Source organism: Polaribacter porphyrae (assembly GCF_002954685.1).
Taxonomy (GTDB): domain Bacteria; phylum Bacteroidota; class Bacteroidia; order Flavobacteriales; family Flavobacteriaceae; genus Polaribacter; species Polaribacter porphyrae.
Window position 1 is genome coordinate 658,796 of record NZ_MSCN01000001.1, and the last position, 26,514, is coordinate 685,309.

Below are 26,514 nucleotides of genomic sequence, written 5' to 3' on the forward strand. Positions count from 1 at the left end.
GTTAAAAACCTTTTGCAACTTTTTCTAATTCAGTTTTGTTAGTAATAGCTATTCTTTTTCCATTTATAGCAATTAGTCCTTTTTTCTTAAAACCAGAAAGTAAACGAATGGTAGATTCTGTTGCTGCACCAATAATATCAGCAAAATCTTCACGAGATAAATTTACATTTATAAATTCATCATTAGGTAAAGAGAATTTAGCATGCAAGTTTAGTAAAGTTTCTGCCAAACGTTGTTTTACGGTTTTTTGAGCCATATCAACCACCAAATTATCAGTATCTCTCAAATTACCTGCCATTGTTTTTAATACGCTCATAGAAAAATTAGAGTTTTTCTCTAAATCAGAAATAATTTCTTCTTTAGGTATAAAACATACTTCCATATCTTGCAGAGCAACAGCATTTAAGTTGGCTACCTCATCAGAAATCAAACTTCTCTCACCTAATAAATTTCCTCTCTTCACTAAACTTATAATTTGATTTCTTCCATTAGCACTCATTTTAGAAACCTTACAAACACCATCTTTTATACAAAAAACGCCATTTATGTGTTCTCCTTCTTTAAAAAGAAGTTCTCCTTTTTTTATTTTTCTAACAGTTTTACAAGCAGACATATTAATCAATTCCTCTTTAGAAAGATGCTTTAAAGAATTAAATTGACGAACAATACATTGCTCACATTTGCTCATAATATGCTGAAGTATTTGGTTAATCAAAGATACTCAAAAGATGATAAATATCATATTATAAACAATAATCTTATCCGAAATTTGCATAGGCAAAAGAGTAAATATGAACACTACACACTGTTTTCACTGTGGAGATTCTTGTAAAGATAATATCATAAAAATCGATGATAAAAATTTCTGTTGTAATGGTTGTAAAACTGTTTATGAGATTTTTTCTGAAAATGATTTAACGTGTTATTACGATTTACAAGACAATCCAGGAGCAATTCCTACTGAAATTCAAGGAAAATATAATTTTCTTGAAAATGAAGATATTATCGAAAAACTGGTCGATTTTAATGATGGGAATGTGCAAATTGTAAACTTATACATTCCTCATATTCATTGCAGTTCTTGTATTTGGGTGTTAGAAAATTTACATAAACTCAATAAAAAAATAACCACTTCACAAGTCGATTTTCCAAAAAAAACAGTTCGTGTAACTTACAATTCAGAAACCACATCTTTAAAAGAAATTGTACTATTATTGAGTTCTATAGGTTACGAACCTTATATTAGTTTGGATGACTATGAAACTGGTAAAAAGAAAGTAGATAGATCTCTAATTTACAAATTAGGCATTGCAGGTTTTGCTTTTGGTAATGTAATGTTTCTCTCTTTTCCAGAATATTTTCAGGTGGATGGTTTTAGGTTAGAAAAATATAAAAATATCTTTAGATGGCTGATGTTTTTCTTTTCATTACCAGTCGTTTTTTATGCTGGGAATGATTATTTTATTTCAGCTTACAAAGGTTTACGTTCTAAAATTTTAAATATTGATGTTCCAATTGCACTTGGAATTTTAGTGCTTTTTATAAGAAGTTCTGTAGAAATTATTTTTGATTTAGGTACTGGTTTTTTTGATAGTTTAACAGGCTTGGTTTTCTTCTTATTATTAGGGAAATTTTTTCAACAAAAAACCTACAATTTCTTGTCTTTTGAACGCGATTATAAATCGTATTTTCCAATTGCAGTAACAAGAATTAAATCAAACAAAAAAGAAGAAAACATACAGATTTATGATGTAGAAAAAGGTAATAGATTACTCATTAGAAACCAAGAAATAATACCTGTTGATGGTATTTTAATCAATGGAAATGCACAAATTGATTATAGTTTTGTAACAGGAGAAGCAAATCCTGTACATAAAAAATCTGGAGACAAAATTTTTGCTGGAGGAAAACAATTGTCAGGAATCATAGAAATTGAAGTATTGGCGTCAGTTTCACAAAGTTATTTAACTCAATTATGGAGTAATGATGTTTTTCAAAAAGACGATTCATTCGGCTTTAAAACATTGACAGATAAAATTAGTAAAAGGTTTACCATTTTTGTACTGTCAGTTGCTTTTTTATCCACTCTATTTTGGTTTTATTATGATGCATCAAAAGCTTTAAATGTTTTTACAGCTGTGCTGATAATTGCTTGTCCTTGTGCAATTGCATTGGCAGCACCATTTACATTAGGAAATTTATTGCGCATTTTTGGAAAGCAAAAATTCTATCTAAAAAATGCAACTGTCATAGAGAAATTAGCAAGTATAGATACTTTAATTTTTGATAAAACAGGAACCCTAACCACCAATAAAGAAGACACCATTTCTTATAATGGAACAGTTTTAAATCAGCAAGAAAAAAGAATTTTAAAAAGTGCTTTTAGAGCATCAAATCATCCATTAAGTAGAACTTTATATAGTTCTTTAGAGCAAGTGGATTTGTTAGAAATTGAAGATTATAAAGAAATTATTGGAAAAGGAATTGAGGTAAATTACAATGAAAACAACTTAAAATTAGGTTCTGCTTCTTTTGTAAAAAATACCAATTCTCAAAAAACTTTTGATACTTCTGTTTATATCAGTTTTAATAATGATTATAAAGGAAAGTTTACCATTAAAAATAAATACAGAAAAGGTGTAAAAGAATTATTCAACTCGTTTAAAAAGGAGTATAATTTGGCAGTAGTTTCTGGAGATAATGAAGGCGAAAAATCATTTTTACAAGACTTTTTACCGAAAAAAACACAATTGTTATTCAATCAAAAGCCAGAAAATAAATTAGATGTTGTTGCAGATTATCAACAAAAAGATAAGAAAGTAGCAATGATTGGAGATGGTTTAAACGATGCTGGAGCATTGGCTAAAAGTGATGTTGGTATTGCTTTATCAGAAAATATAAATGTGTTTTCTCCTGCTTGTGATGCCATTTTAGATGCAAGTCAATTTGATAAATTATCTTCTTTTTTCAAAGCTTCTAAAAAAGCTATAATCATCATAAAATACTGTTTTTTATTATCACTTTGTTACAATGTTGTTGGTTTGTATTTTGCAATTACAGGTCAGCTTATGCCAGTTATAGCTGCAATATTGATGCCTTTAAGCTCAATTAGTATTGTTGTTTTTACAACTATTTCAACCAATATTTTAGGAAAAAAACTATAAAAAAAATGACTTCATTAATTCAAAAATACAATGTTCCAGGACCAAGATATACGAGTTATCCAACAGTTCCTTTTTGGGATAATGCTACTTTTTCAAAAGAAGAATGGATAAAAACGTTTCAAACATCTTTTACAGAAAGTAATCAATCAGAAGGTATTAGCATTTATATTCACTTGCCTTTTTGTGAAAGTTTGTGTACGTTTTGCGCTTGCCATAAACATATTACAAAAAGACACGAAGTTGAGGAAAAGTATATAGAAACTGTTTTAAAAGAATGGCAATTATATTTGGATTTGTTAGACGAAACTCCAATAATAAAAGAGTTGCATTTAGGTGGAGGAACTCCGACTTTTTTTTCAAAAGAAAATTTAAAATTTCTGATGGATGGAATTTTTAAAACTTCAAAAAAACATAAAGAAGCCGAATTTAGTTTTGAAGGACATCCCAATAACACAACAAAAGAACAATTACAAACATTATTCGATTGTGGTTTTACAAGAGTTAGTTTTGGGGTACAAGATTATAACGAAAAAGTACAAAAAGCCATCCATAGAATCCAACCTTTTGAAGCTGTTGAGCAAGTCACAAAATGGTCTCGAGAAATTGGATACACTTCTGTAAGTCACGATTTAATTTTTGGGTTGCCACATCAAACTAAAGAAAATGTAATTTACACTATTAATAAAACCAAAGAATTGCAACCAGATAGAATTTCGTTTTACAGTTATGCACATGTGCCTTGGGTAAAAGGAGTAGGGCAGAGAGGTTTTAATGAAAACGATTTGCCAAAAGATGATGCAAAAAGAGAATTGTACGAAATAGGTAAAGCATTATTTGCAGAGTTAGGTTATGAAGAAATTGGTATGGATCATTTTGCCTTAAAAACCGACAGTTTATATCAGGCAACAATCAATAAAACTCTGCATCGAAATTTTATGGGATATACCTCTAATAAAACGCAATTAATGATAGGTTTAGGAATGTCTGCTATTTCTGACTCTTGGTATGGCTTTGCACAAAATGTAAAAACGGTTGCAGCATATCAAAAAATTGTAACTGTTGGAGAAATTCCTGTTTTTCGTGGACATATTTTATCTAAAGAAGATGTTATTATTAGAAAACACATTTTAAATTTAATGTGTCAGTTTACAACTTTTTGGGGAGAAGATGATATGAAGATAGAAAACATAGATTTTCATTTAGAGCAATTACAAAATTTAGTAAATGATGGTTTGGTTGTTTTACAAGATAATGGTTTGCAAATACCAGAAATAGCAAGACCTTTTGTTAGAAATATTTGTATGGCTTTTGATAAAAAACTCCATCAAAAGAAAATAGAAAAGCAATTGTTTTCAATGACAATTTAGATAGAAAAAAATCAAAAATATTTTTGAAACATGACAAATATCATATTTTAAAAAAACCTTCAGAATTACCTTTGATGTATCAATTATCAGGCAAGATATGAGCGTAATATACCTACTACTAACACTAAGTATTTTAGTGGCAATTGTATTCTTTATTGCATTTATTTATTCCGTAAAAAAGGGACAATATGATGATTCATATACACCTTCAGTACGAATATTGTTTGATGATGAACTCGTAAAAGAAAACAAGAAAATCAACTAGAATTAAATATTAAATTATGGAAATGCAACAGTTTTATTACGATAATAAAATCGTTAAAAAGTTTATCTATGCAACACTACTTTGGGGTATAGTGGGTTTTAGTGTAGGTTTATTACTGGCTTTTATGTTTTTATTCCCAAATGTAACTGACGGAATTTCGTGGTTAAGTTTTGGACGGTTAAGACCATTACATACTAATGCAGTAATTTTTGCTTTTGTAGGTAATGCCATCTTTGCAGGGGTTTATTATTCCTTACAAAGATTACTAAAAGCGAGAATGGCGAGTAACTTTTTAAGTAATTTTAATTTTTGGGGTTGGCAGTTAATCATAGTTGCTGCTGCAATTACATTGCCTTTAGGTTACACTACATCAAAAGAATATGCAGAATTAGAATGGCCAATTGATATTATGATTGCATTGGTTTGGGTGGCTTTTGGTGTGAATATGATTTGGACAATCTTAAGAAGAAGACAGCGTCATTTATATGTTGCTATTTGGTTTTATTTAGGAACATTTGTAACAGTTGCAGTTTTACATATTTTTAATAGTTTAGAATTACCAGTAAGTTTCTTAAAATCATATTCAGTTTATGCAGGTGTTCAAGATGCACTCGTGCAATGGTGGTATGGACATAATGCAGTAGCATTCTTCTTAACCACACCTTTTTTAGGATTGATGTACTATTTTGTACCTAAAGCTGCAAACAGACCTGTGTATTCTTATCGATTATCTATTGTACATTTTTGGTCGTTGATTTTTATTTATATCTGGGCTGGACCTCATCATTTATTATATACATCATTACCAAATTGGGCTCAAAATTTAGGAGTCGCTTTTTCAGTAATGTTAATTGCACCTTCTTGGGGTGGTATGATAAATGGTTTATTAACCTTAAGAGGTGCTTGGGATAAAGTAAGAACAGACCCCACCTTAAAATTTATGGTAGTAGCCATTACTGGTTATGGTATGGCAACTTTTGAAGGACCAATGCTATCACTTAAAAATGTAAACGCAATTGCTCACTTTTCAGATTGGATTATTGCTCACGTTCATGTTGGTGCATTAGCTTGGAATGGTTTCTTCACATTTGGGATGTTGTATTGGTTAATTCCAAGAATGTTTAAAACTACCTTATACTCTAAAGCATTAGCCAATTTCCATTTTTGGATTGGAACTTTAGGAATTATTTTATATGCTTTACCAATGTACGTAGCTGGTTTTGTACAAGCTTCTATGTGGAAACAATTTAACCCTGATGGTTCTTTAACGTATGGTAATTTCCTAGAAACTGTAAATGAAATTATCCCTATGTATTGGATGCGTGCAATTGGTGGTACAATGTTTATTATTGGTGCAATTGTAATGTTATATAATGTTGTAAAAACTGTAAAACAAGGTAGTGGAGTTGAAGATGAGTTAGCAGAAGCTGCACCATTAACAAAAGTTGCTAAATATAGAACTAAAGGTGAAGGTTACCATACTTGGTTAGAAAGAAAACCTGTAAGATTAACATTGTATGCAACTGTAGCCATTTTAATTGGAGGTATTGTACAAATTATTCCAACATTATTAGTAGAATCAAATATACCTACAATTAGTAGTGTAAAACCTTATACACCTTTAGAGTTAGAAGGTAGAGATTTATATATAAGAGAAGGCTGTGTAGGTTGTCACTCGCAAATGATTAGACCTTTTAGAAGTGAAGTAGAACGTTATGGAGAATATTCAAAAGCAGGTGAGTTTGTGTACGATCATCCATTTTTATGGGGATCAAAAAGAACTGGGCCAGATTTACATAGAATTGGGCAAAAATATTCTGATAGTTGGCACTTAAACCATATGTACGATCCTCAAAGTACATCTCCAGGTTCAATAATGCCATCTTATAAATGGTTGATTAAAAATGAGCTAAATAAATCAGCAACAGAAGATAAAATGAAAGCTATGGTTACTCTAGGAGTACCTTATTCTGAAGAAGAGATAGCAAATGCTCAACAATTGATGGATGAACAAGGAAAGAAAATAGAAGAAAACTTATACCAAGACCCAGATTTTGCAAAAAGTTATGAAGCTGATAAAAAGTATGCTCAAAAAAATGGGGAGAAATTTATCGAAATGAAAGACCGAGAAATTGTAGCAATCATAGCTTATATACAAAGATTAGGTACTGATATTAAAGTAAAAGACGAACAACAAATTTCAAAAAAGTAAGGTTATGTTAAAATTCGTAAAAAATCATATGGAAAGTATTACAGGTATAGAAATATATCCACTAATATCATTAGTAATCTTCTTTACTTTTTTTGTAGCCTTATTTTGGTGGGTGTTTACAGCAAAGAAAGACTACATCAATAAAGTAAGTAATATTCCTTTAGATCATTAAAAACTCAAAAAGATGAAAAATAAAATAAAATCAACTGGATATGTGCTATTTGTTTTAATTACTTTTTTTGCATTAACAAAAGCATTTACATCATATAAAAATCCATTAAATATTTATGAAAATCCATTAGTATGGATTGCTTTAATAGGTTTTGTAGGTGTTGTAGTTTTAAAAGAAATTGTCAACTTTATGGCTATTAAGAGAGCCACACAATTGCAAAATGAAAAAGATGGAATAGTTCCTGAACCTGAAAATGCTTGGTTAAAAAGACTATTACAATCTTGGACAAAATCTAAAGCAATAGAAGAGGAACAAGAAATTATTTTAGATCATAATTACGATGGAATTAAAGAGTTAGATAATTCACTTCCACCTTGGTGGGTATATATGTTTTATGCAACTATTTTATTTGCTGTTGTGTATTTAGTTCGTTTTGAAGTTATGGGAGGAGATACACAAGAAGTTGAGTATGAAAAAGCAGTTGCACAAGCTAGAATAGAAATTAATAAATACAAAGCCACTTCACCAGATGTTTTTAATGTTGAAGATTTAGTTTTATTAACTGACGCTAAAGATTTAAAGAGAGGTAAAGCAGTATTCAATTTAAATTGTGCTTCATGTCATTTAAAAGATGGTGGAGGTTCAATAGGACCAAATTTAACAGATGAATATTGGATTTTAGGAGGAGGAATTAAAAATGTTTACAATACAGTAGCAAAAGGTGGTAGAACCGGTAAAGGTATGATTGCTTGGGATAAAACTTTAAAACCAGCAGATATTGCAAAAGTATCTAGTTATGTAATTTCTTTACAAGGTACTACACCAGCAAAAGCAAAAGCTCCACAAGGAGAAAAGTGGGAAGAATAGTTATAAAAAGAAAATAGTTAGTTAGTTTTTAATAGTTAGTATGGAAACTCCCAAGGACGAAAATTTTAGAGATAGTATTGGTACCGTCAATAAAGAAGGTAAACGTTCTTGGGTATTTCCTAAAAAACCAAGTGGTAAATTTTACAAATACAGAAGTTATGTAAGCTATTTTTTACTTGTTTTTTTACTATCAGCACCTTTTATTAAAATTAATGGAAATCAGTTTTTATTGTTCAATGTTTTAGAAAGGCGATTTAATATTTTTAGTTTTCCCTTTTGGCCACAAGACTTTCATTTATTAGTTATTTCTATGATAACAGGTGTTGTTTTTGTAATTCTATTTACAGTAGTTTTTGGTCGCTTGTTCTGTGGATGGATTTGTCCGCAAACCATTTTTATGGAAATGGTTTTTAGAAAAATAGAATATTGGATTGATGGTGATAGAGGTAAACAAATTCGTTTAGCCAAACAACCTTGGAATACTGATAAAATAAAAAAGAGAGTTTTAAAATGGTTTGTGTTTTTTGTGATATCATTTTTAATAGCAAATGTTTTTTTAGCCTATTTAATTGGAGGAGATACTGTAATTAGTTACATAATTGGTAATCCTTTTAATAATATTAGTACACTAATTTCATTAATAATTTTTACATCTATTTTCTATTTTGTTTTTGCTTGGTTTAGAGAGCAGGTTTGCATAATTGCTTGTCCTTATGGACGTTTACAAGGAGTTTTGTTAGACAATAAAACCATAAATGTTGCTTATGATTATAAGCGTGGAGAAAGAGAAACTGGTAGGTCTAAATTCAAAAAAAATGAAGATAGAGAGGCTTTAGGAAAAGGAGATTGTATTGACTGTAAACAATGTGTTGTTGTTTGTCCAACAGGAATTGACATCAGAAATGGTACACAGTTAGAGTGTGTAAACTGTACAGCTTGCATAGATGAATGTGATCATATTATGGAAAGTATCAACTTGCCAAAAGGATTGATAAGATATGCAAGTGAAGATAATATTGCTAAAAAGAAACCTTTTAAAATTACACCAAGAATTAAGGGGTATTCAGCAGTTTTATTGATTTTAACAGGACTTTTAGTTGGGATGTTATTCTTAAGAAATAATGTAGAAGCTACCATTTTAAGATTACCAGGACAACTGTATGAACATAAAGAAAATAATATCATAAGTAATGTATATACATTTAAAGTAATTAATAAAACATCAAAAGATATTGAAGATGTGAGTTATAAAGTATTATCTCACAAAGGAGAAATTAAGATGGTTTCAAATCATAGTTTTATGGTTCCAAAACAAGGTTTAGCAGAAGGCACTTTATTTATAGAACTTAATGCATCTGTTTTAAAAGATGATAATATTGATATTGAAATTGGAGTTTTTAGTGGCGATAAACTAATAGAAACCACAGAAACAAATTTTTTAGGACCAAGAAGTTATCGTTAAAATTAGATAGTATTCAGTTAATTGTTATTAATATAAAATGATGTCATTACGAATGAGGAACGAATGAAGTAATCTGTTTATTTAGATGAAGATTGCTTCGTAAACTCGCAATGACAATAAAAATAAATAATTATGAAAATAAATTGGGGAACAGGAATTGTAATTGCCATTATTGGTTTTATCAGTTTTATAATGTATTTCGTAATTACGATGAGTACAGATAATACCTACAGTCACGATTTGGTTACCGAAAAATATTATCAACAAGAATTGAATTATCAGCAAGAAATAAATGCCGAAAAAAATGCTAAAAATTTGCAAGAAAAAATCAATTTTGAGAAAACAAAGAAAGGTTTAAAAATAAATTTTCCTACATTTTTTACATCTAAAAATATTGAAGGAAAAGTGTTCCTATATAGACCATCTAATAAACAATTAGATTTTGAAATGCCTATTTCAATTTCTAATACATATTTGCTCGTGCCTGAACAACGTTTAGTAGATGGTCGCTGGAACATTAAAGTTTTGTTCAAAGATAAAAATAAGAATTACTTATTTAAAAAAGAATTGGTCTATTAATGTTATTATCAGCAATCATATTCGGTTTATTAGGTAGCTTTCATTGTATAGGCATGTGTGGACCAATTGCGTTTATGTTGCCTGTAGATAGAGAAAATTCCATAAAAAGATTCTTACAAATTAGTAGTTATCATCTAGGAAGACTTTTTACTTACAGTTTAATAGGTTTGCTTTTTGGCTTTTTAGGGAAAGGATTTTATTTCTTCGGATTTCAACAACAACTATCAATAATTGTTGGGGTTTTAATGATTGTTGTTATTTTATTTCCAAAGATTTTACAGAAACTATCACTATCAAAAAAGATAAGTACTATCATTTTAAAAATAAAAAACAAACTAGGAGCAGAACTAAAAAAGAAAGGAAATGATACTTTTTTTACAATGGGTTTTTTAAACGGCTTTTTACCTTGTGGACTCGTTTACATGGCTGTTTTTGGAGCATTAGCAACTTCAAATGCTTTTACAGGTAGTTTATATATGTTTCTATTTGGTTTAGGTACAATTCCATTAATGACAGCTTTTGTGTATTTAGGGAATTTTACCAAAGGTAATTTTAGAAAGAATATTCAAAAAGCAATTCCTGTTTTGGTTGTTTTTATTGGAGTTTTATTTATTGTAAGAGGGTTAGGTTTAGGAATTCCTTATGTTTCTCCAACACCAGTTTTGGAGGTTGCTGCTGATGTTGTAAAAATGTGTCATTAATATTTTAATTTACTAGATTTTCTTTAACCCGAAAAGCATTTTCACTTCCTAAAAATTTAGGGTTTCCAAATTCTTCAGACCAAAAACCTTCTAAAATATCTTTGGTTAGGCATTTGTAAACTACTGTACCATAATAGGTAGAGTTTTCATCTCCTTGATAATTAAAGTTAATTACCAAAACATTATTCTTAAAGAAACCAACTCCAAATTGTTGTTGGCTCTTATTAATCAACCATTTTGCTATGATTCTGTTTTCATCATCCATAGATAAAGAAAGTGTACCTCTGTAGCTTTCTTCAGAATCATTTTGATTTGTACCAAGTATTGAGAAATTGCCTATGATATCTTGTATATTCATTAATTACAAATACTTTTAAATTTTTGTTAATATAATAAGAAAGACAATATAACTATAAATATTTCTATATTTTGGACTTGTGGAGTTAACAACTAAAATTATTAATGGGGTTTCAATGACTGAAGCCAAAACAGAAATAGGATCAATAAATATATCTAATTCAAAATCAAAAAATATTGTTGATAGAATAACTCCAGGTTTAGCTATAAAATATGTTGAAAATGGAAAAGAATCTTATCAGTTAAAAAATAACAATGTATCTATTTCTAAAGGTCAGTTTTTTCTAATAAGAAACGATTGCTATTTTAAAGCAAAAATGACAAGTAAGAATAAAATTACAGAAGGATGTTGCGTAAATCTTAATGTAGAAAATCTTTTATTTTCTGATAAAATATTAAATAATGATTTATTATTCGAAATCCCATTTAGTGCCATAAATACTTCAAAATTAGGTAAGAATTTACATCGATTTGCACGTAATAATAATTTTGAAACTGAAAATATTTTATCAAAAATAGAAGTTTTACCTAATTTATTGGAAGTATTTAGCAATGAAATCTATGATGTCAGCGATAGGCTTTTTGATTTTTACAAGAAAAAAATGACAGTAAAATCTATTTTACAATCATTGTTTTTAGCTAGAGAATTCATTTATCAAAATTATAAAGAAAAAATCACTTTAAATGATTTAGTAATGATTTCTGGCTTGTCAAAATACCATTTTTTAAGACTTTTTTCTAAAGCCTTTACAATTTCTCCACAACAATTACAACATAGTTTAAGAATGGAAGAAGCATCAAATATGATAAAAATGCAGTCTTTTAGCTTAACAGATATTGCTTGTAATTTAGGATATACAGATTTAGCTTCTTTTTCTAAAAACTTCAAAATCCGATTTGGATACTCGCCAAGCAAGTATTTAAATATGCTATAAAATTAGCAACATTCTACAAATACTTTTTTGTTCATCATTTTATTTTTGATGCTATTAAGATATAAATCTTTATAAAAATCAAAGTAATTAATATGTACAAATATATTTTTAGTGCTATGTTTTTTGCAATAATATCTGCAAAAGCACAAACAGATACCCTTGCTGTTAAATCTATAAAAGGGATTACAGACAAAATGTTAGAAATTATTTCTGTTCCAATTGGTCAAGAACCAGATTGGGGTGCATATAGAAATCTATTCTTGCCCACAGCTCAAAAAACATCATTAAGACCAAGTGGTAAACCCGGACGTCAAGTAAGAACTTCTAATTTAGAAGAATTTATTAGAAACATAGGTCCATTGTATGCTAGAGATGGATTTAAAGAAGTATCAGTTGGTTTAACTATTAATGAATATAATGGAATAGCTTGTGCTTTTCAGAGTTATTATTGTAAAAATTTGAAAGGAACCTACGAAAAAAGAGGAGTAAACTGCTTTCAACTTGTCTTTGCTGATAATAGATGGTGGATCGCAAATACCATTTTTGTGGGCGAAGATTCTAAAAATAAAATACCTAATAAATATTTGAATAAAAATGAATAAAAAGTCAACAAAAATCACAAATTTAATAGCAATTTTTATTGGTATTGCTGGTGTTGCAGCAAGTACATACTTATTTGTTAAAGGAAAACCTTTTCAGAATATTATTTTAGGTTTTGTGTGTAGTGTTTCACTTATAGGTGTTGGATATTTAAATTCTTGTAAAACAAAATAGAAATATGAAGTCAAAAATATATTTTACAATCATAGCTAGTTTATCATTAATGATAGCTTGTAAAACAGTACAACATAAAACTAAAAATACTCCAAATTTAAAATGGCAAATATTAGAAACAGAGCCATATAGAGGTAAACAAGATGACATTACATTTGTAGATAAAAATACGGGTTGGTATGTAAATGGTTTTGGTAAAATTTTCAATACAAAAGATGGTGGAGTTACTTGGCAAAAACAATTAGAACAAAAAGGTACATTTTTTAGAACCATTGCTTTTATTGATAAAAACGTTGGTTTTGCAGGCACAGTAGGTACAGATTATTTTCCAAATGTTACAGATTCTATTCCTTTATATGGTACAAAAGATGGTGGCAAAACTTGGAGTCCAGTAAAATATAATGGACCTTATGTAAAAGGACTTTGTGGAATGGATATTGTCGAAGAAGAATATATTAATCATGGAGTTTTAGATAAAAAATATCACATTTTTGCAGTTGGTAGAGTTGGTACTCCAGCAAATATGATGGTTTCTCACGATTCTGGAAAAACTTGGAAATCAAAATCAATGATGAAAGATTGCAAAATGCTTTTTGACATAAAAATGTTTAATAAAAATGAAGGTATAGTTTGTGCAGGAACAAATGCCAATACTGCAGAATCAAATGCTTTAATTCTGAAAACCTATGATGGAGGCAATACTTGGAAAAAAGTATATCAATCTAATAGACCTTATGAAGGCACTTGGAAAGCATCTTTCCCAACCAATAAAGTAGGTTATGTAACCATACAATCTTACAACAGAGACCCAAAAGTTACCCAACAACGTATTGCAAAAACTATTGACGGTGGAGAAACTTGGACAGAAATTAATTTAGTAAAAGATAATAGTGCAAGGCAATTTGGTATTGGTTTTATTGATGAAAATCACGGTTATGTAGGCACATATCAAATTGGTTACAAAACTTTAGATGGAGGTAAAAACTGGGAAAGATACGATTTAGGACAAGCGTGTAATAAAATCAAAATTTATAAAGATGAAAAAGGAGAACCTTATGGATACGCTATTGGCGTTAATGTCTTCAAATTAAAAAAAATGAATATTAATTAAAATTTATCAAGCAAAATGGAAAAGTTTCAGGATTTGAAATATCTAATTTTGGGGTGAATAAGATGAAATTTAATAAACAATAATTTACAAGTTTTTGAATAAAAAGATAGAAAAAGAAAAAAAAGAAGTAAAACTTTCTCTAGGATTACTTACAGGTTATTGTATAGCAGGTACATTTCAGAAATTTTATGCTGATATTCCTTGGAGTGAAGCATTTTCCAAAAAAGAATTATTAATGTCTTTTGCAGGAATATTTATATCAGTATTTATCATTATCAGATTAAAAAATAAGAGAAAATGAAAACCAATGTAAGTTTAAAAAAGTGTTTAATTATCATTTTATTTATCCCTATTACTATTTTTTCTCAAAGAAATTTACCAATCCAAAAAGATTTCCCTTTAGGAAAAAAAGGTGAAGTTTTAAAAACGTTTATAGAGGTTATAAATAGTCAAAAAAATGAAGTTGAACTTTTAAATACAAATTCTAGTAAAAAAAATAGGAATGAAGTATCTGAACAGATCTACGAACTAAAAGCGTTAACAGGAGGTATAACTTTTAAAGGAATCTTTAAATCTAGAAGATTACAAGAAAACCAAACCATACTTATTATTGAAGATAAAAACTATACTTTATGGAGAGGAATTTCCATAACATTTGATAACAAAACAGATTATAATATAGAAAGTTTTAGCCAGAGATTATTTCCAAAACAAGATGAAGAGAGAGAAATATCTTCATCTAAAATGATTAAGATCATTTCTAAAAGAGTAAAAAAACTAGCTGATAAAGATTTGTTTTCAGGTGCAGTTTTAGTAGCAAAAGGAAATGAGATTCTCTATAAAAAAGCTTTTGGAGAAGCCAGTAAACGCTATCACATAGCTAATAATTTAGATACTAAATTCAATATAGCTTCTGTTGGCAAAATGTTTACAGGGGTTTCTATTATGCAACTTAAAGAAAAAGGGAAATTAAAAATAGAGAATACAATTGACAATTATATTGCTGAAAGTTGGTTGCCAAAAGAAATTTCGAAACAAATAACCATTCATCATTTGCTAACACATACAAGTGGATTAGGAAATTATTTTAATGAAAAATTTATAAACTCATCCAAAGAAAATTTTAGAAATATCAACGATTTTAAATCTCTGATAGTTAATGATACATTAAAATTTGAACCAGGAAAAGGATACTACTACAGCAATATAGGTGTTTTACTTTTGGGTGTAATTATAGAAAAATTATCAGGTTTAGACTACGAAACTTACATTAAAGAAAATATTCACAAACCTTCTAATATGACAAATTCTGGTTTTTTTGATATGGATGAACCTGTTGAAAATTTAGCAATAGGTTATATAAAAACAAGAGAAAATAAATATGGATGGAAAAACAACTTGTTTAAACACGTTATTAAAGGAGGTCCAGCTGGAGGTGGATTCTCAACAGTTACTGATTTGTATAATTTCATGTTAGCTTTAAAAAATGAAAAGTTGGTTTCAAAGCAGAGTTTAGAATTATTATGGAAAAGAAATACTCCTTATAGATATGGATACTGTTTTGAAGTAAAAAACACAAAAATAGGAAAACAAGTGGGGCATTCAGGAGGTTTTGCAGGTATAAATTCAGAAGTTATTTATGATACAAGTAAAGATTATATTTCAGTAGTTTTATCAAATTATGAAACAGGAATAAACACATCTAACTTTATTAGAGAGTTACTCAATAGAGTAGAGGATTAATAAGTGCTTAAATTGATTACCAACATACATTTGAGTAATTTTTAAGGTAATTTGAAGAATCATCATAAAACTATTGGAGCAATATTCTAATGATTCCTGAATTCAATTTAGTATATAAAAACTAAACTTCCGACAATTATTACCCTTTAACAATATCTAAAAACTCTTTTCGCTTTAAATCATTGTTAAAACAACCACCATATTCTATAGTTGTTGTAAAACTGTTCTTGTCTTTTATACCTCTAGAAGAAACACAAAGATGTTTTGCATTAATGACCACAATTACATCTTCGGTTTTTAAAATATGTTGTAAATCTTTTAAAATTTGTAGTGATAATCTTTCCTGAACTTGAGGTCTGTGTGCATAATAATCAACCAATCTGTTTATTTTTGAAAGTCCGATTACTTTATCTTTAGGGATGTAACCAATATGTGCTTTACCAGTAATTGGTAAAAAATGATGCTCGCAAGAAGAATCTATGTTAATGTTCTGTTCAATAAGTACTTTATTATAACCATATTTATTCTCAAAAACTGACAATTTTGGTTTGTTATCAGGCTTTAATCCATAGAACAATTCTTTTACATACATTTTTGCAAACCTGTATGGAGTTCCAGCCAAACTATCATCTGTTAAGTCTAGCCCTAATTCTTGCATAATCATTTTAAAATGATACTGAATAGCAGTTATTTTTTCTACATCAGATTTATCAAACGCATCACTTCTTAAAGGAGTTTCTACACTTGTTGAGATATGATTATCACCTAATATTTCTATTGATTTCTTATCCATTTGAACAACATTTATCTTCTTTACATTTGCAAAATTTGAGATTGTAGATGTGAAAAAAAACCAACCCAAGTGATGGTAAATAGATAAAGTATTCTGGTATAGCAAACCATTGTGTTTTTTCATTGAAAATTGTGAAAAATAACAATCCCCAACTTATCCACAATGCAAATTTTATCCACTCTTTAGCAGTATTTTTTGTAGACCAATAGATAGCAACAAAAGAAATGGCTAAAAAAGCGTAGTCTAAACTTTTCCATAAATCAGGTGCTTCTGCAGCGCAACAAGTTACGTGAGCTTGAGCTATGAAAAGAAAAGGTGTTACAATACAGTGTATTAAACACAAGCTACTTGCTGCAACTCCAAAAAAATCAGATTTCTGTTTTATTGAAACCATAATCAATTTTCAAATTAGTTTGCAAATATACTAAAGTATTTGGTATTGCAACAAAGTTGCATTAAATTTGTGGTTATATAGTCAAAGTGTCAAATACCCAATTAAAATTATGACATCAATTAAAAGAAGAAAATTTATTTCTTTTTTAGGAAAAGCGAGTATAGGAGCCATAATTGCTCCACCATTTTTAATGAGTTGTGGTAATACTGCCAAACCGATTAAAGGTGATAGATTATCTCAAAATGAAATCAATAGATTAAAAAATACAGTTTTAGAAAGTATATTGCCTTCAGATAAAGACGATTTAATTTTAGCAAAAGGGCTAAAATATCAACCTATAATTAAATGGGGAGACGAAATCAGTGATGCAGATACTTTTGGGTTTAATAACGATTTTACCTGTTTTATTCCTTTAGATAAAAACAATCCTAAAGATGGTTTATTGTGGGTAAATCACGAATATATTCATTCTCTTTATGTTTCTGGTTTTGATGAAAATGCTTATGAGAACCCTTTAGATCATAAAACTTTACAACAAGTAGATGTAGAAATGTATAATGTTGGTGGTAGTATTGTTAGAATAAAAGAAGAAAATGGAGTTTGGCAAGTTGTAAAAAACGATTCTCATAACAGACGAATTTCAGCAAAAACGCCCATCAAATTAAATTGGGATACTCCAATAAAAGGAAAAACGACAGCAATAGGAACATTGGCAAACTGTTCAGGAGGAATTACACCTTGGAATACTTTTTTAACCTGTGAAGAAAATTACGATGGTTTTTTTGGAGAAACTATTTATGATGAAAACAATCAATCAACTTTTAAACCAAGCAGATATTGTGGTTGGGAAAAATTTTACAATCATCCTCCAGAACATTATGGTTGGGTTGTAGAGGTTAATCCAAAAAATGGAGAAGCTCAAAAACATATTGCTTTGGGTAGGTTTTCTCACGAATGTTGCACACTTTATGAATTAGAAGATAAACGGATTGTTGCTTATTCAGGAGACGATCATAACAATGAACATCTCTATAAATTTATAGCATCTAAACCCAGTTCTTTAAAAGAAGGAACATTGTATGTTGCAGATACTGTACAAGGAAAGTGGTTAGCTTTAGATTGGGAAAATCAACCAAAATTAAAAGCTAAATTTAAAGACCAAACAGAAGTCTTAATTAGGGCAAGAGAGTCTTCAAAAATTTTAGGAGCAACCCCTTTAAATCGTCCTGAAGATATAGAAATTGATCCAATAACTGGTCATGTTTTGGTATCGTTAACCAATAACTACGATAAGAAAGATTTTCACGGTTCTATCTTAAAAGTTGAAGAAAGCAATGGTAAATTCGATGCACTAACCTTTAAAGCATCAACGTATAAAGCTGGTGGAGAAGAAAATGGTTTTTCGTGTCCAGATAATTTAGCATTCGATTTTGCAGGAAATCTTTGGATGACTTCTGACATGTCTGGAAGTGCAATGAACAAAGAAGGAAAACCCTATTTACCTTTTAAAAATAATAGTTTATTTGTGATTCCTAGATTTGGTAAAGATGCAGGAAAAGTAATACGTGTAGCCTCTGCACCAACAGATGCAGAACTCACAGGTCCTTGGTTTGCACCTGATGGAAAAACGTTGTTTTTAAGCGTACAACATCCAGGAGAACAAACTACAGATATTACAAAACCGACAAGTACGTGGCCTTTTGATGGAGATAATATTCCAAAACCTGCAGTTGTAGCTATTACTGGAGATTTGATTAAAAAAATGAATAATTTAAATCTAATCGAAGGTTAAATTGAAGTCTAATTCTGATAAAAAGACACTAAAAAAGATAGAAAAATAAAGTTTTTAATAAATGAAAAAATTACCTTTAACTGTATTAAGTGGATTTTTAGGTGCTGGAAAAACAACGTTGTTAAACCATGTTTTGCATAATAAAGAAGATTTAAAAGTAGCTGTAATCGTAAACGATATGGCCAATTGCAGTTTAGAGTAAATTTCTTTCATTAGCTTTAATATAATTACTACATTTAATCAAATTTGTATTCAATGAAATTGTATCATTTTATTTTTCTCTTTTTTGTGCTTGTTTCTTGCAAAAAAACAAATCAAAACCTCATAAAAATTACAGCAAAAACTACTGAATTAGATAGCAGTATTGTTGCAAATGAAGCCTTTGAAAAAGTTATTAGTCCTTATAAGGAAAAGTTATCTTCAGAAATGAATGCTGTATTGTGTTATGCTCCTCGAAATTTTGTAAAAAATGATGGGAATCTACAAAGTTCTTTAGGAAATTTAATGGCAGATTTGTGTTATGAAATCGCAAACCCTATGTTTAAAGAAAAAACAAATGCAACTATCGATTTTGCAATGTTTAATAGTGGTGGTTTGCGTGCTCCAATTACAAAAGGAAATGTAATTACAGAAAATGCGTTTAAATTAATGCCTTTTGATAACGAGTTTGTTGTTGTAGAGCTTTCGGGTGATAAAATGGAGGAGTTAATCAGTTATTTTATCAGGAATAAAAAAGCACATCCATTATCGAAAAACACCTCATTTTTGATAAAAGAAAACGATTATGATTTAAAGATAAATGGTAAAAAATTTGATAAAAATAAAACGTACAAAGTACTAACTTCAGATTATTTACAGAGTGGAGGAGATCGAATGAATTTCTTTAAAAATCCACTACAATTAACCAAATTGAATTATAAAGTAAGAGATGCAGTGATTGATTATTTTAAGAAAGTAGATACTTTAAAAACAACTATTGATAAACGTATAATTGTAGAATAATGGAAAGAAGAAAATTTATAAAACAGTTAGGAGGAGCATCTACTTTAGCATTAGTTGGCGGACTAACTTTACCTGCTTTTTCACCTAAAAAACAACGTCATATTACCATTTTACATACCAATGATACACATAGCCAAATTGAGCCATTTAAACCTACACATCATAGAAATGCCAACAAGGGTGGAGTAGCCAAAAGAGCAACTTTAATTGAACAAATTAGAAAAGAAAATGCGAATACGTTGTTGTTAGATGCTGGTGATATTTTTCAAGGAACTCCATATTTTAATTATTTTGGTGGCGAATTAGAGTTCAAGTTGATGAGTATGTTAAAGTATGATGTAGCTACACTAGGTAACCACGATTTTGACAATTCTATTGAAGGTTTTCAGAAACAATTACCAAATGCAAATTTCGATTTTGTTTCTGCGAATTATGATTTTAAAAATACAGTTTTAGACACACTTGTAAAACCCTATAAAATTATAGTTAAAGATGGCATTAAAATAGGAATCTTCGGATTAGGAATTGAACTAGAAGGTTTGGTTGGTAAAAAATTATACAAAGAAACCAAATATCTAGATCCTGTAGAAATTACAAAAGACATTACAGATGAGTTAAAAAACAAACAAAACTGCGATTTGATTATTTGTTTATCGCATTTAGGCTATTATTACAAAAGAAATCCGAAGAAAATTTCTGATTTAAATTTAGCAAAAGCCACAGAAAATATCGATTTAATTATTGGAGGTCATACCCATACTTTCTTACCAAAACCTACCATCGTAAAAAACAAACAAGGTAAAAATATGTTGGTGAATCAAGTTGGTGCTTATGGAATTAATTTGGGGCGTGTTGATTTTTACTTTGATGAAATAGAAGGTGCATCAGCAAAAGGAACTACTATTTTGGTTTAAATGATTATAAGTTTTTTGATTAAATTATTTACAAATATAATATGTAATAATCTTACATTTTATTGGTATTGAAGCATTTTTGGTGTACTAAAGCAGTACAATTTACTTTTCTTTTAGTTGTTGTTTATTGGATAAAATTACAACTATTTTTTAAGTGATTTTAATTAAAAAATACTAGTTACTCATAATATCAAATACTTTTTAGAATCTATTTTATAAGCAATATCATCAAATCTCATTGGTTTAGATTTATGTTTCACTAAAACCTCTTTTGTATTATTAATCATTGTATTTATGTAAAATAATTCTGTATTGTTATTCTTTTCAAAGAGTTCCTTACATTCTATTAGTTCTTTAAGAATTATCTCACTTGTTTTATAATCTGAAGTTTTACTGATGTTATTTAGAACATCAATAGCTAAACGTTCAGGAGAACTTATTTCTCTAAAATTATATTTATTACCATTTGATAATTTTATTAAATCTATCAAATAGGGTATTGATTTTATATTATTGTGTGTTTTCCAGTCAGAACTTGAAAGACCATAATTGACTTCGCTTTTAAATTCAGAAATATTATTTATTATCCAATTATATAATATTTTAAAGGCATCATCGTGATTACTAATAATTAAATATTTAATTATTGTTAATTCTCTGCTTTTAATAGTATTGTTTTTATAAAACTCATTTAAAGTATTTGCAACAAAGTTGTATTCTTGGCTGTCCATTAGTAACTGAATTGCTATCCAAGATAAATCATCAGAATGTTCTTTAGTTTCGTGAGGTTTGAATAAACTTTTTAAGAAAGCGATATCATTTGTTTTTTCAAAATATACATAAAGAATTTCTTTTCTGTAATACCAACTATATTCTTTAATTGTGGATATGAATTTTTTTATTATATCATTTACTTCATCAAGTCCATTTTTTAAAGCATAAATTGCGTGATTTTTAAAAATTATTGGCGTAATATTTTTATTTTTTAAGTTATCAATTATTCTTTCATCTAATAGTTTTTTTTCAACATTTTTAATTATATAATCATATCCAAAGTCTTCATCATTCATAAACATTGAACCATCAATGAAAAGCATTTCTAATAATTGATTTTCTGAAAAACTTAAATCCAAATAATTTCTAAAAAACCATAATAATTCACATTTATTCCTATTATTATCATTCTTATTTGAGTATTCATTAAAAGTAACCTTATCTATGTTTTCAAAACACCAACGAGAAATATGTTCTATTTGACGTTTTGTTAGGATAATTGATTCCTTCTTATCAGATTTTAATTTTTCATAAATTTTAGTGATTAAATATAATTCGTTGTTGACATTTAGTAAAACATCATCTAGATTAGCTTTCCCATTATTATTTAATAAAGTATTATGAATTAAATTCATAAAAGTATCTGGAAACTTTTTTCGTAACTTTACATTATCGTAATAAGATTTTCTATCTTCTAAATTATTTTTCCAAGTAATGATTTTATCAGATATTAAACTAAAGTAATCTTTAGCTTTTTCAATTATGACTTTTTGATTAAATAACAAATCAAAACTTTCAGATAAACTGGTTTTGTGAAATTCAGCCCAATCATTTCTTATATTATAATCTAATTGGTCATCATCAAAATTTAAATCAGTGTTGTCAAGTATTAATTTTTGAAATTTAAAAGCTAAATCATAATCTTTATGAATTAAATTATTTCTAAAATATAATACATTTTTTCTATCAATATTTCCAGATTGAAATTCATTAAGGATTAAATCTATATTATTTTCAGAAGCTAATTCAGAAAGAAAATGCCTTTTGTCGCTAAAACTTAATTTTTTTGATTTGTTTGTATCTGTATTCAGAATGGTTTTAAAAGCTTCATCAGCTTTATTACAATTATGAATAAAAGTCAAAATAACTGCTTCATTCATTAATGTTAAACTTTTATCATCAATACTACTCACAATAAATTTTATCATTAAATCATAAACTGATGAATCTTTTTTTTGCAGGTTATTTAATTTATTAATAATACTTTCAATTTCTTCTTTTTTTAAATCTAATTTATAGTTGTACTCTAATTTTAAGAATGTTTTTAATGAATAAACTAAATGTTCTGGATTATTAAATTTTTTGAGAATTTCTTTAAAATTGTCTTCTTCAGTGTAAGTACTAAAATTATCATTTTTAGGAAATTTTCTTTTGTTTGCATCAATAATTTTTGGAGTTAAAGATTGCAAGTAGTGAAAAAAGTTGTCAGCATTAGATTCTTTTATAAGTTGTAAAATTGCTCCTGTGACAAAATGATGGTCATTACTATCTAAAGCTTTAATAACTTCTCTGATGTAGTTTTCATCACTATGAAATTTCAATTCCTTAATTGCATAAATAATATCAGATTTAAATCTTGAATCAACTATTTCAATTGGTTCTGTCAGCATTTCTAACATCATCAACTTAATTTCATCAATTTTATAATTTAGTGTCATATTAGAAATCACATTTATAGCGGATATCCTTGCTCTTCTATGATTATTAATATTTTTAGATTGATTTATTAGAAAATCAATATTTACATGACAATTTGCAAAAGTTGCCAATTCTTTTGCTTCGATACCATATTTAGAAATCCATAAATTATCTTTAATACACCTTTTTGTAAAATACTTTTGAAAAACTATAGCCTTGATGCTATCTGTTATTCTGTCTGTATCTGCTTTTAATAAAATTTCATAATCGTTTTGAATAAGCCAATCTATAACATGTGCATACAACTCTGATTTTTCATCTAATACGTTTATTAGGTATGTTATTGAATTAAACCAAGAAGGATGAGTATTACTTGTCTCTTCATCTATGCTTATAAAACTTATTATATCATTAAAAGAAAGAGTAGAAAGTGTTTTTGCTACTAAAAATTCTTGTAAACTTCTATGTTCAAACTCCCAACTATTACTATTAAAAACTTTTTGAATGAAACAAGAGTTTATAAAATCTTGTTTGTTGTTACCTAATATTAAATTTAAATAACCATCTTTTATTTCATTTTCTTGCATAGCTTCCAGAATGAGTGCTATTTTTTTACAAGAACTCAAGACTATTGATTTGTCAAATACAGTTTCTTTTAATCTCAAATCATCATCATTCAGTCGTTTTTGAATATATTTTTCAAATAAATCAGATTTATTAGAAGGTAGAATATTATTTTTTGAATAGTAATCTCCAAATAGATTTAAAAAATATGGAATTTCGAAAAATTCTTTTTGCGATTTATTAAGAGTTAAGTTTGTATAATTATCTGATTTAAACTTGAATTTCTTTTCTAAATAGTTAAAAGCTTCGCTAAACTTTATTTTATCTAGTATATAACATTTGAAACTCTCGATATTTTTAATTGTATTTTGATATATATTAGTTCTACAGCTAATAATAAATTTTATATTTTGATTTTTAGATTTACTATCTAAAATAAATTTTTCAAGTTTTGTTCTAAAATTCTGGGCAAAAGAAACTTCATCTAATCCATCTAAAATTATAAGTAATTGAGGGATGTTTTCCCATTCATTAGGTAAGTGGTCTTGTAATTTACAGTCAGAAGTAAAATTACTTACATTTCTATAAAATGGAATCCATTTTAAATTATCTCTATCATTCCAATATCTAATTGCTAATTCTTTTAGTTCAACAGATTTACCCATTCCAGGATTACCAAGAATAACCAAACCATTTATAATTTTATTTTCATTTTTTGGATTAATTTTAGTAAGATTAAATACTAATTTATCTAAATCTAAAATAGAGTTTTGGAAATAAATTTCATTTTTATTAAAGCTTTCAGAATTTTCAGGCAAATAAAAATTTCTTGAAATATAAAATTGAAGTTCTTGAATATTTGTTATAAATTGCTCTCTGTCAGAATCTCTTATAATGACTTTTTTCAAAGGTTTAGTAGAGAAAATAAACTTTTTGAAGTCTTCTAAAATTTGTATTCTATTAACTTCAAAAGGAGCTTCTTTTTTATAAATGTCTTGATATAATTTTTTGTCTAAAGCTATAAATTTTTCTATGTCATTATCAGGTGTTAAAAATTCAATTGGTGTTTTAAAATTAGTGTAAAAATTTTCTAATCGACTATCGTTAAAAGGGTTTCCAAATGGTTTGTGAGGTGATACAAAAATTAATATGTCTGGATTATAAGAAGATATAATTTGTGGAATTTTAGTAATAGCTTCAGAATAATTTGGTTTAGTTGTGTAGTCTTTACATTCAATATAGATATTATATGTTCTATAAAATTCATCTATAATTTTAAATTCATCATCAAACCCATCTTGTGTCCCAGCCTTTTGTATTCTTGTTTTATGAACATAAAAACCTATTTCTTCAAATATTTTTTTAAATAAATATTTTACTTGAATTTCTAAATTTTTTCCATCATTTCTCATTTTTATAACAACATATTACTTACTTCCCGATACAAAAATTAGAAAAAATATGACCTAAAATATCCTTATCTACATCATAATCTCCAGTTATAGCTCCTAGATGACGTAAACATTCACGAATATCAATCGAAAATAAATCTGTAGAAATTTCTAAATCAATTCCTTGTTGAACTGATGTTATTGCTTTTAAGGCATTATTTAAAGCCTCAAAATGACGCGAATTGGTAACAATCGTTTCGTTATTACTTAAAGCACCAATATTCACTAAAGCAGTTAATTCGTTTTTTAATTCCTCAATTCCTGTTTTATTTTTTGCTGATAAAGGAATTAAATTCTCAATTTCTGATTGTAGAGTAGTGATTTCTTCAGCAGAAATTAAATCTACTTTATTAGCAATTACCAAAAGTCTTTTATTTGGAAAACGCTCTTTTATTATAGTAATTTCTTTCTCTCTTTTTTCTTTTTTTTCTATTCTAGCATCTATTAAGAAAATAATCAATTGTGCATTTTCAGCTTTTTCATAAGCTTTTTTAATTCCAATTGATTCTACTACATCTTTAGTTTCTCTAATTCCTGCAGTATCTATAAATCGAAACGCAACTCCTTCTATAATAATTTCATCTTCAATAGCATCTCTAGTTGTCCCAGCAATATCAGAAACTATGGCTTTTTCTTCATTTAAAAGTGCATTTAATAAAGTAGATTTTCCAACATTAGGCTCACCAATAATAGCCACAGGAATTCCGTTTTTCATAGCATTTCCAAAAGAGAAAGAGTCTATTAAACGTTTTAAAACAAACGTAATTTTTGTCACTAGATTTTTAAACTGTGTTCTATCTGCAAATTCAACATCTTCTCCAGAAAAATCGAGTTCTAACTCTATTAAAGCAGCAAAATCTAACAATTTTGAACGCAATTCTTTTAATTCATTGGTAATTCCTCCACGCATTTGCTGAATTGCCATTTGGTGACTTGCAGCAGAATTAGAAGCAATAACATCAGCAACAGCTTCTGCTTGAGATAAATCCATTTTACCATTCAAAAAAGCACGCATTGTAAATTCGCCATTATCAGCCATTCTGCAACCATTTTGTAAAAACAGTTGAATAATTTCTTGCTGTATAAAGCTAGATCCATGACAAGAAATTTCAACTACATTTTCTCCTGTATAAGAATTTGGATTTTTAAAAACGGAAACTAGAACTTCATCTAAAATAATATTATTATGTACAATATGCCCTAAATGAATGGTATGTGTTTTTTGATTCAATAATGATTTATCTTTTTTTACTGATTTAAAAAAAGTATCAACAATAGAAATTGCGTTTTCTCCAGAAAGTCTTATCACAGCAATTGCACCAACACCAGAAGGAGTAGCCAAAGCAATAATAGTATCGTTTTTAATCATTATACAAAAATACGCAAAGATTTTATCAGAAAATAAAAAAGCTCAACACATATG

General features: G+C 28.1%; 24 protein-coding genes and 1 pseudogene. 19 read left to right on the forward strand and 6 right to left on the reverse strand.

Features of this window, described 5'->3' with window-relative positions:
* Window position 1 precedes the first annotated feature (1 nt).
* On the reverse strand, window positions 2–688 hold the full coding sequence (locus BTO18_RS03030) for a Crp/Fnr family transcriptional regulator (RefSeq protein WP_105014808.1): 687 nt from the start codon (window positions 686–688) through the stop codon (window positions 2–4).
* Between the two features lie 103 nt (window positions 689–791).
* Between BTO18_RS03030 and BTO18_RS03035 the strand changes: the two genes are divergently transcribed.
* The 9 genes from BTO18_RS03035 to BTO18_RS03075 all read left to right on the forward strand — a co-directional run bounded on the left by BTO18_RS03035 (window position 792) and on the right by BTO18_RS03075 (window position 10,789).
* Window positions 792–3,164: a heavy metal translocating P-type ATPase gene (locus tag BTO18_RS03035; RefSeq protein ID WP_105014809.1), complete on the forward strand. Its 2,373-nt coding sequence runs from the start codon at window positions 792–794 to the stop codon at window positions 3,162–3,164.
* Between the two features lie 5 nt (window positions 3,165–3,169).
* A complete protein-coding gene (hemN, locus tag BTO18_RS03040; protein ID WP_105014810.1) occupies window positions 3,170–4,531 on the forward strand; it encodes an oxygen-independent coproporphyrinogen III oxidase in 1,362 nt (453 codons plus the stop codon).
* A gap of 97 nt (window positions 4,532–4,628) precedes the next feature.
* The gene (gene ccoS / locus BTO18_RS03045) at window positions 4,629–4,796 is read left to right on the forward strand and encodes a cbb3-type cytochrome oxidase assembly protein CcoS (RefSeq protein ID WP_105014811.1); all 168 of its coding nucleotides are present in this window, start codon (window positions 4,629–4,631) and stop codon (window positions 4,794–4,796) included.
* A gap of 16 nt (window positions 4,797–4,812) precedes the next feature.
* Window positions 4,813–7,008 (forward strand): cytochrome-c oxidase, cbb3-type subunit I, encoded by a 2,196-nt coding sequence (ccoN, locus tag BTO18_RS03050; protein WP_105014812.1) that lies wholly within the window; start codon window positions 4,813–4,815, stop codon window positions 7,006–7,008.
* A 4-nt stretch (window positions 7,009–7,012) separates the two neighbouring features.
* Window positions 7,013–7,180, forward strand: coding sequence for a CcoQ/FixQ family Cbb3-type cytochrome c oxidase assembly chaperone (locus BTO18_RS03055; RefSeq protein ID WP_105014813.1), 168 nt, complete (start codon window positions 7,013–7,015; stop codon window positions 7,178–7,180).
* Window positions 7,181–7,192: 12 nt separating this feature from the next.
* Window positions 7,193–8,047: a cbb3-type cytochrome c oxidase N-terminal domain-containing protein gene (locus tag BTO18_RS03060; protein ID WP_105014814.1), complete on the forward strand. Its 855-nt coding sequence runs from the start codon at window positions 7,193–7,195 to the stop codon at window positions 8,045–8,047.
* Window positions 8,048–8,087: 40 nt separating this feature from the next.
* Entirely contained in the window at window positions 8,088–9,509 is a 1,422-nt protein-coding gene (gene ccoG / locus BTO18_RS03065; protein WP_105014815.1) for a cytochrome c oxidase accessory protein CcoG, read from the forward strand.
* Window positions 9,510–9,641: 132 nt separating this feature from the next.
* A complete protein-coding gene (locus BTO18_RS03070; protein WP_105014816.1) occupies window positions 9,642–10,088 on the forward strand; it encodes a FixH family protein in 447 nt (148 codons plus the stop codon).
* The gene (locus BTO18_RS03075; protein ID WP_105014817.1) at window positions 10,088–10,789 is read left to right on the forward strand and encodes a sulfite exporter TauE/SafE family protein; all 702 of its coding nucleotides are present in this window, start codon (window positions 10,088–10,090) and stop codon (window positions 10,787–10,789) included. The genes BTO18_RS03070 and BTO18_RS03075 overlap by 1 nt, the downstream gene beginning before the upstream one ends.
* Before the next feature lie 4 nt (window positions 10,790–10,793).
* Here the strand turns inward: BTO18_RS03075 and BTO18_RS03080 are convergent, their stop codons facing one another.
* A complete protein-coding gene (locus BTO18_RS03080; protein WP_105014818.1) occupies window positions 10,794–11,147 on the reverse strand; it encodes a hypothetical protein in 354 nt (117 codons plus the stop codon).
* A 79-nt stretch (window positions 11,148–11,226) separates the two neighbouring features.
* Here BTO18_RS03080 and BTO18_RS03085 point away from each other — a divergent pair, with 79 nt between their 5' ends.
* The 6 genes from BTO18_RS03085 to BTO18_RS03110 all read left to right on the forward strand — a co-directional run bounded on the left by BTO18_RS03085 (window position 11,227) and on the right by BTO18_RS03110 (window position 15,709).
* Window positions 11,227–12,081, forward strand: coding sequence for a helix-turn-helix transcriptional regulator (locus BTO18_RS03085; RefSeq protein ID WP_146106875.1), 855 nt, complete (start codon window positions 11,227–11,229; stop codon window positions 12,079–12,081).
* A 92-nt stretch (window positions 12,082–12,173) separates the two neighbouring features.
* A complete protein-coding gene (locus BTO18_RS03090; protein WP_105014820.1) occupies window positions 12,174–12,683 on the forward strand; it encodes a hypothetical protein in 510 nt (169 codons plus the stop codon).
* The gene (locus BTO18_RS03095) at window positions 12,676–12,855 is read left to right on the forward strand and encodes a hypothetical protein (RefSeq protein WP_105014821.1); all 180 of its coding nucleotides are present in this window, start codon (window positions 12,676–12,678) and stop codon (window positions 12,853–12,855) included. The genes BTO18_RS03090 and BTO18_RS03095 overlap by 8 nt, the downstream gene beginning before the upstream one ends.
* Before the next feature lie 4 nt (window positions 12,856–12,859).
* Window positions 12,860–13,966: a WD40/YVTN/BNR-like repeat-containing protein gene (locus BTO18_RS03100; RefSeq protein ID WP_105014822.1), complete on the forward strand. Its 1,107-nt coding sequence runs from the start codon at window positions 12,860–12,862 to the stop codon at window positions 13,964–13,966.
* 94 nt (window positions 13,967–14,060) lie between these two features.
* The gene (locus tag BTO18_RS03105) at window positions 14,061–14,267 is read left to right on the forward strand and encodes a hypothetical protein (RefSeq protein ID WP_105014823.1); all 207 of its coding nucleotides are present in this window, start codon (window positions 14,061–14,063) and stop codon (window positions 14,265–14,267) included.
* A complete protein-coding gene (locus BTO18_RS03110) occupies window positions 14,264–15,709 on the forward strand; it encodes a serine hydrolase domain-containing protein (RefSeq protein ID WP_105014824.1) in 1,446 nt (481 codons plus the stop codon). The genes BTO18_RS03105 and BTO18_RS03110 overlap by 4 nt, the downstream gene beginning before the upstream one ends.
* Window positions 15,710–15,848: 139 nt before the next feature.
* On the opposite strand, the gene folE is transcribed toward BTO18_RS03110, so the two are convergent.
* Window positions 15,849–16,502 (reverse strand): GTP cyclohydrolase I FolE, encoded by a 654-nt coding sequence (gene folE / locus BTO18_RS03115; RefSeq protein ID WP_105014825.1) that lies wholly within the window; start codon window positions 16,500–16,502, stop codon window positions 15,849–15,851.
* Complete coding sequence (locus tag BTO18_RS03120; RefSeq protein WP_105014826.1) at window positions 16,495–16,896, reverse strand: MerC domain-containing protein; 402 nt, start codon at window positions 16,894–16,896, stop codon at window positions 16,495–16,497. Before BTO18_RS03120 ends, folE begins: the two co-directional genes overlap by 8 nt.
* A gap of 109 nt (window positions 16,897–17,005) precedes the next feature.
* Between BTO18_RS03120 and BTO18_RS03125 the strand changes: the two genes are divergently transcribed.
* The 4 genes and pseudogenes from BTO18_RS03125 to BTO18_RS03140 all read left to right on the forward strand — a co-directional run bounded on the left by BTO18_RS03125 (window position 17,006) and on the right by BTO18_RS03140 (window position 20,604).
* The gene (locus BTO18_RS03125; protein WP_105014827.1) at window positions 17,006–18,688 is read left to right on the forward strand and encodes a PhoX family protein; all 1,683 of its coding nucleotides are present in this window, start codon (window positions 17,006–17,008) and stop codon (window positions 18,686–18,688) included.
* Window positions 18,689–18,749: 61 nt separating this feature from the next.
* Window positions 18,750–18,887 (forward strand): annotated as a pseudogene (locus tag BTO18_RS03130) (GTP-binding protein); the annotation flags it as partial.
* A 56-nt stretch (window positions 18,888–18,943) separates the two neighbouring features.
* Complete coding sequence (locus BTO18_RS03135) at window positions 18,944–19,690, forward strand: 5'-nucleotidase C-terminal domain-containing protein (protein WP_105014828.1); 747 nt, start codon at window positions 18,944–18,946, stop codon at window positions 19,688–19,690.
* Window positions 19,690–20,604, forward strand: a complete 915-nt coding sequence (locus BTO18_RS03140; RefSeq protein ID WP_105014829.1) for a bifunctional metallophosphatase/5'-nucleotidase — start codon at window positions 19,690–19,692, stop codon at window positions 20,602–20,604. Before BTO18_RS03135 ends, BTO18_RS03140 begins: the two co-directional genes overlap by 1 nt.
* 182 nt (window positions 20,605–20,786) lie before the next feature.
* On the opposite strand, the gene BTO18_RS03145 is transcribed toward BTO18_RS03140, so the two are convergent.
* Both BTO18_RS03145 and mnmE read right to left on the reverse strand, forming a co-directional pair.
* Window positions 20,787–25,052 carry an NACHT domain-containing protein gene (locus tag BTO18_RS03145; RefSeq protein WP_105014830.1) on the reverse strand — a complete coding sequence of 1,422 codons (4,266 nt, stop codon included), beginning with the start codon at window positions 25,050–25,052 and terminating at the stop codon, window positions 20,787–20,789.
* A gap of 19 nt (window positions 25,053–25,071) precedes the next feature.
* Complete coding sequence (gene mnmE, locus BTO18_RS03150) at window positions 25,072–26,460, reverse strand: tRNA uridine-5-carboxymethylaminomethyl(34) synthesis GTPase MnmE (RefSeq protein ID WP_105014831.1); 1,389 nt, start codon at window positions 26,458–26,460, stop codon at window positions 25,072–25,074.
* Between the last annotated feature and the right edge of the window lie 54 nt (window positions 26,461–26,514).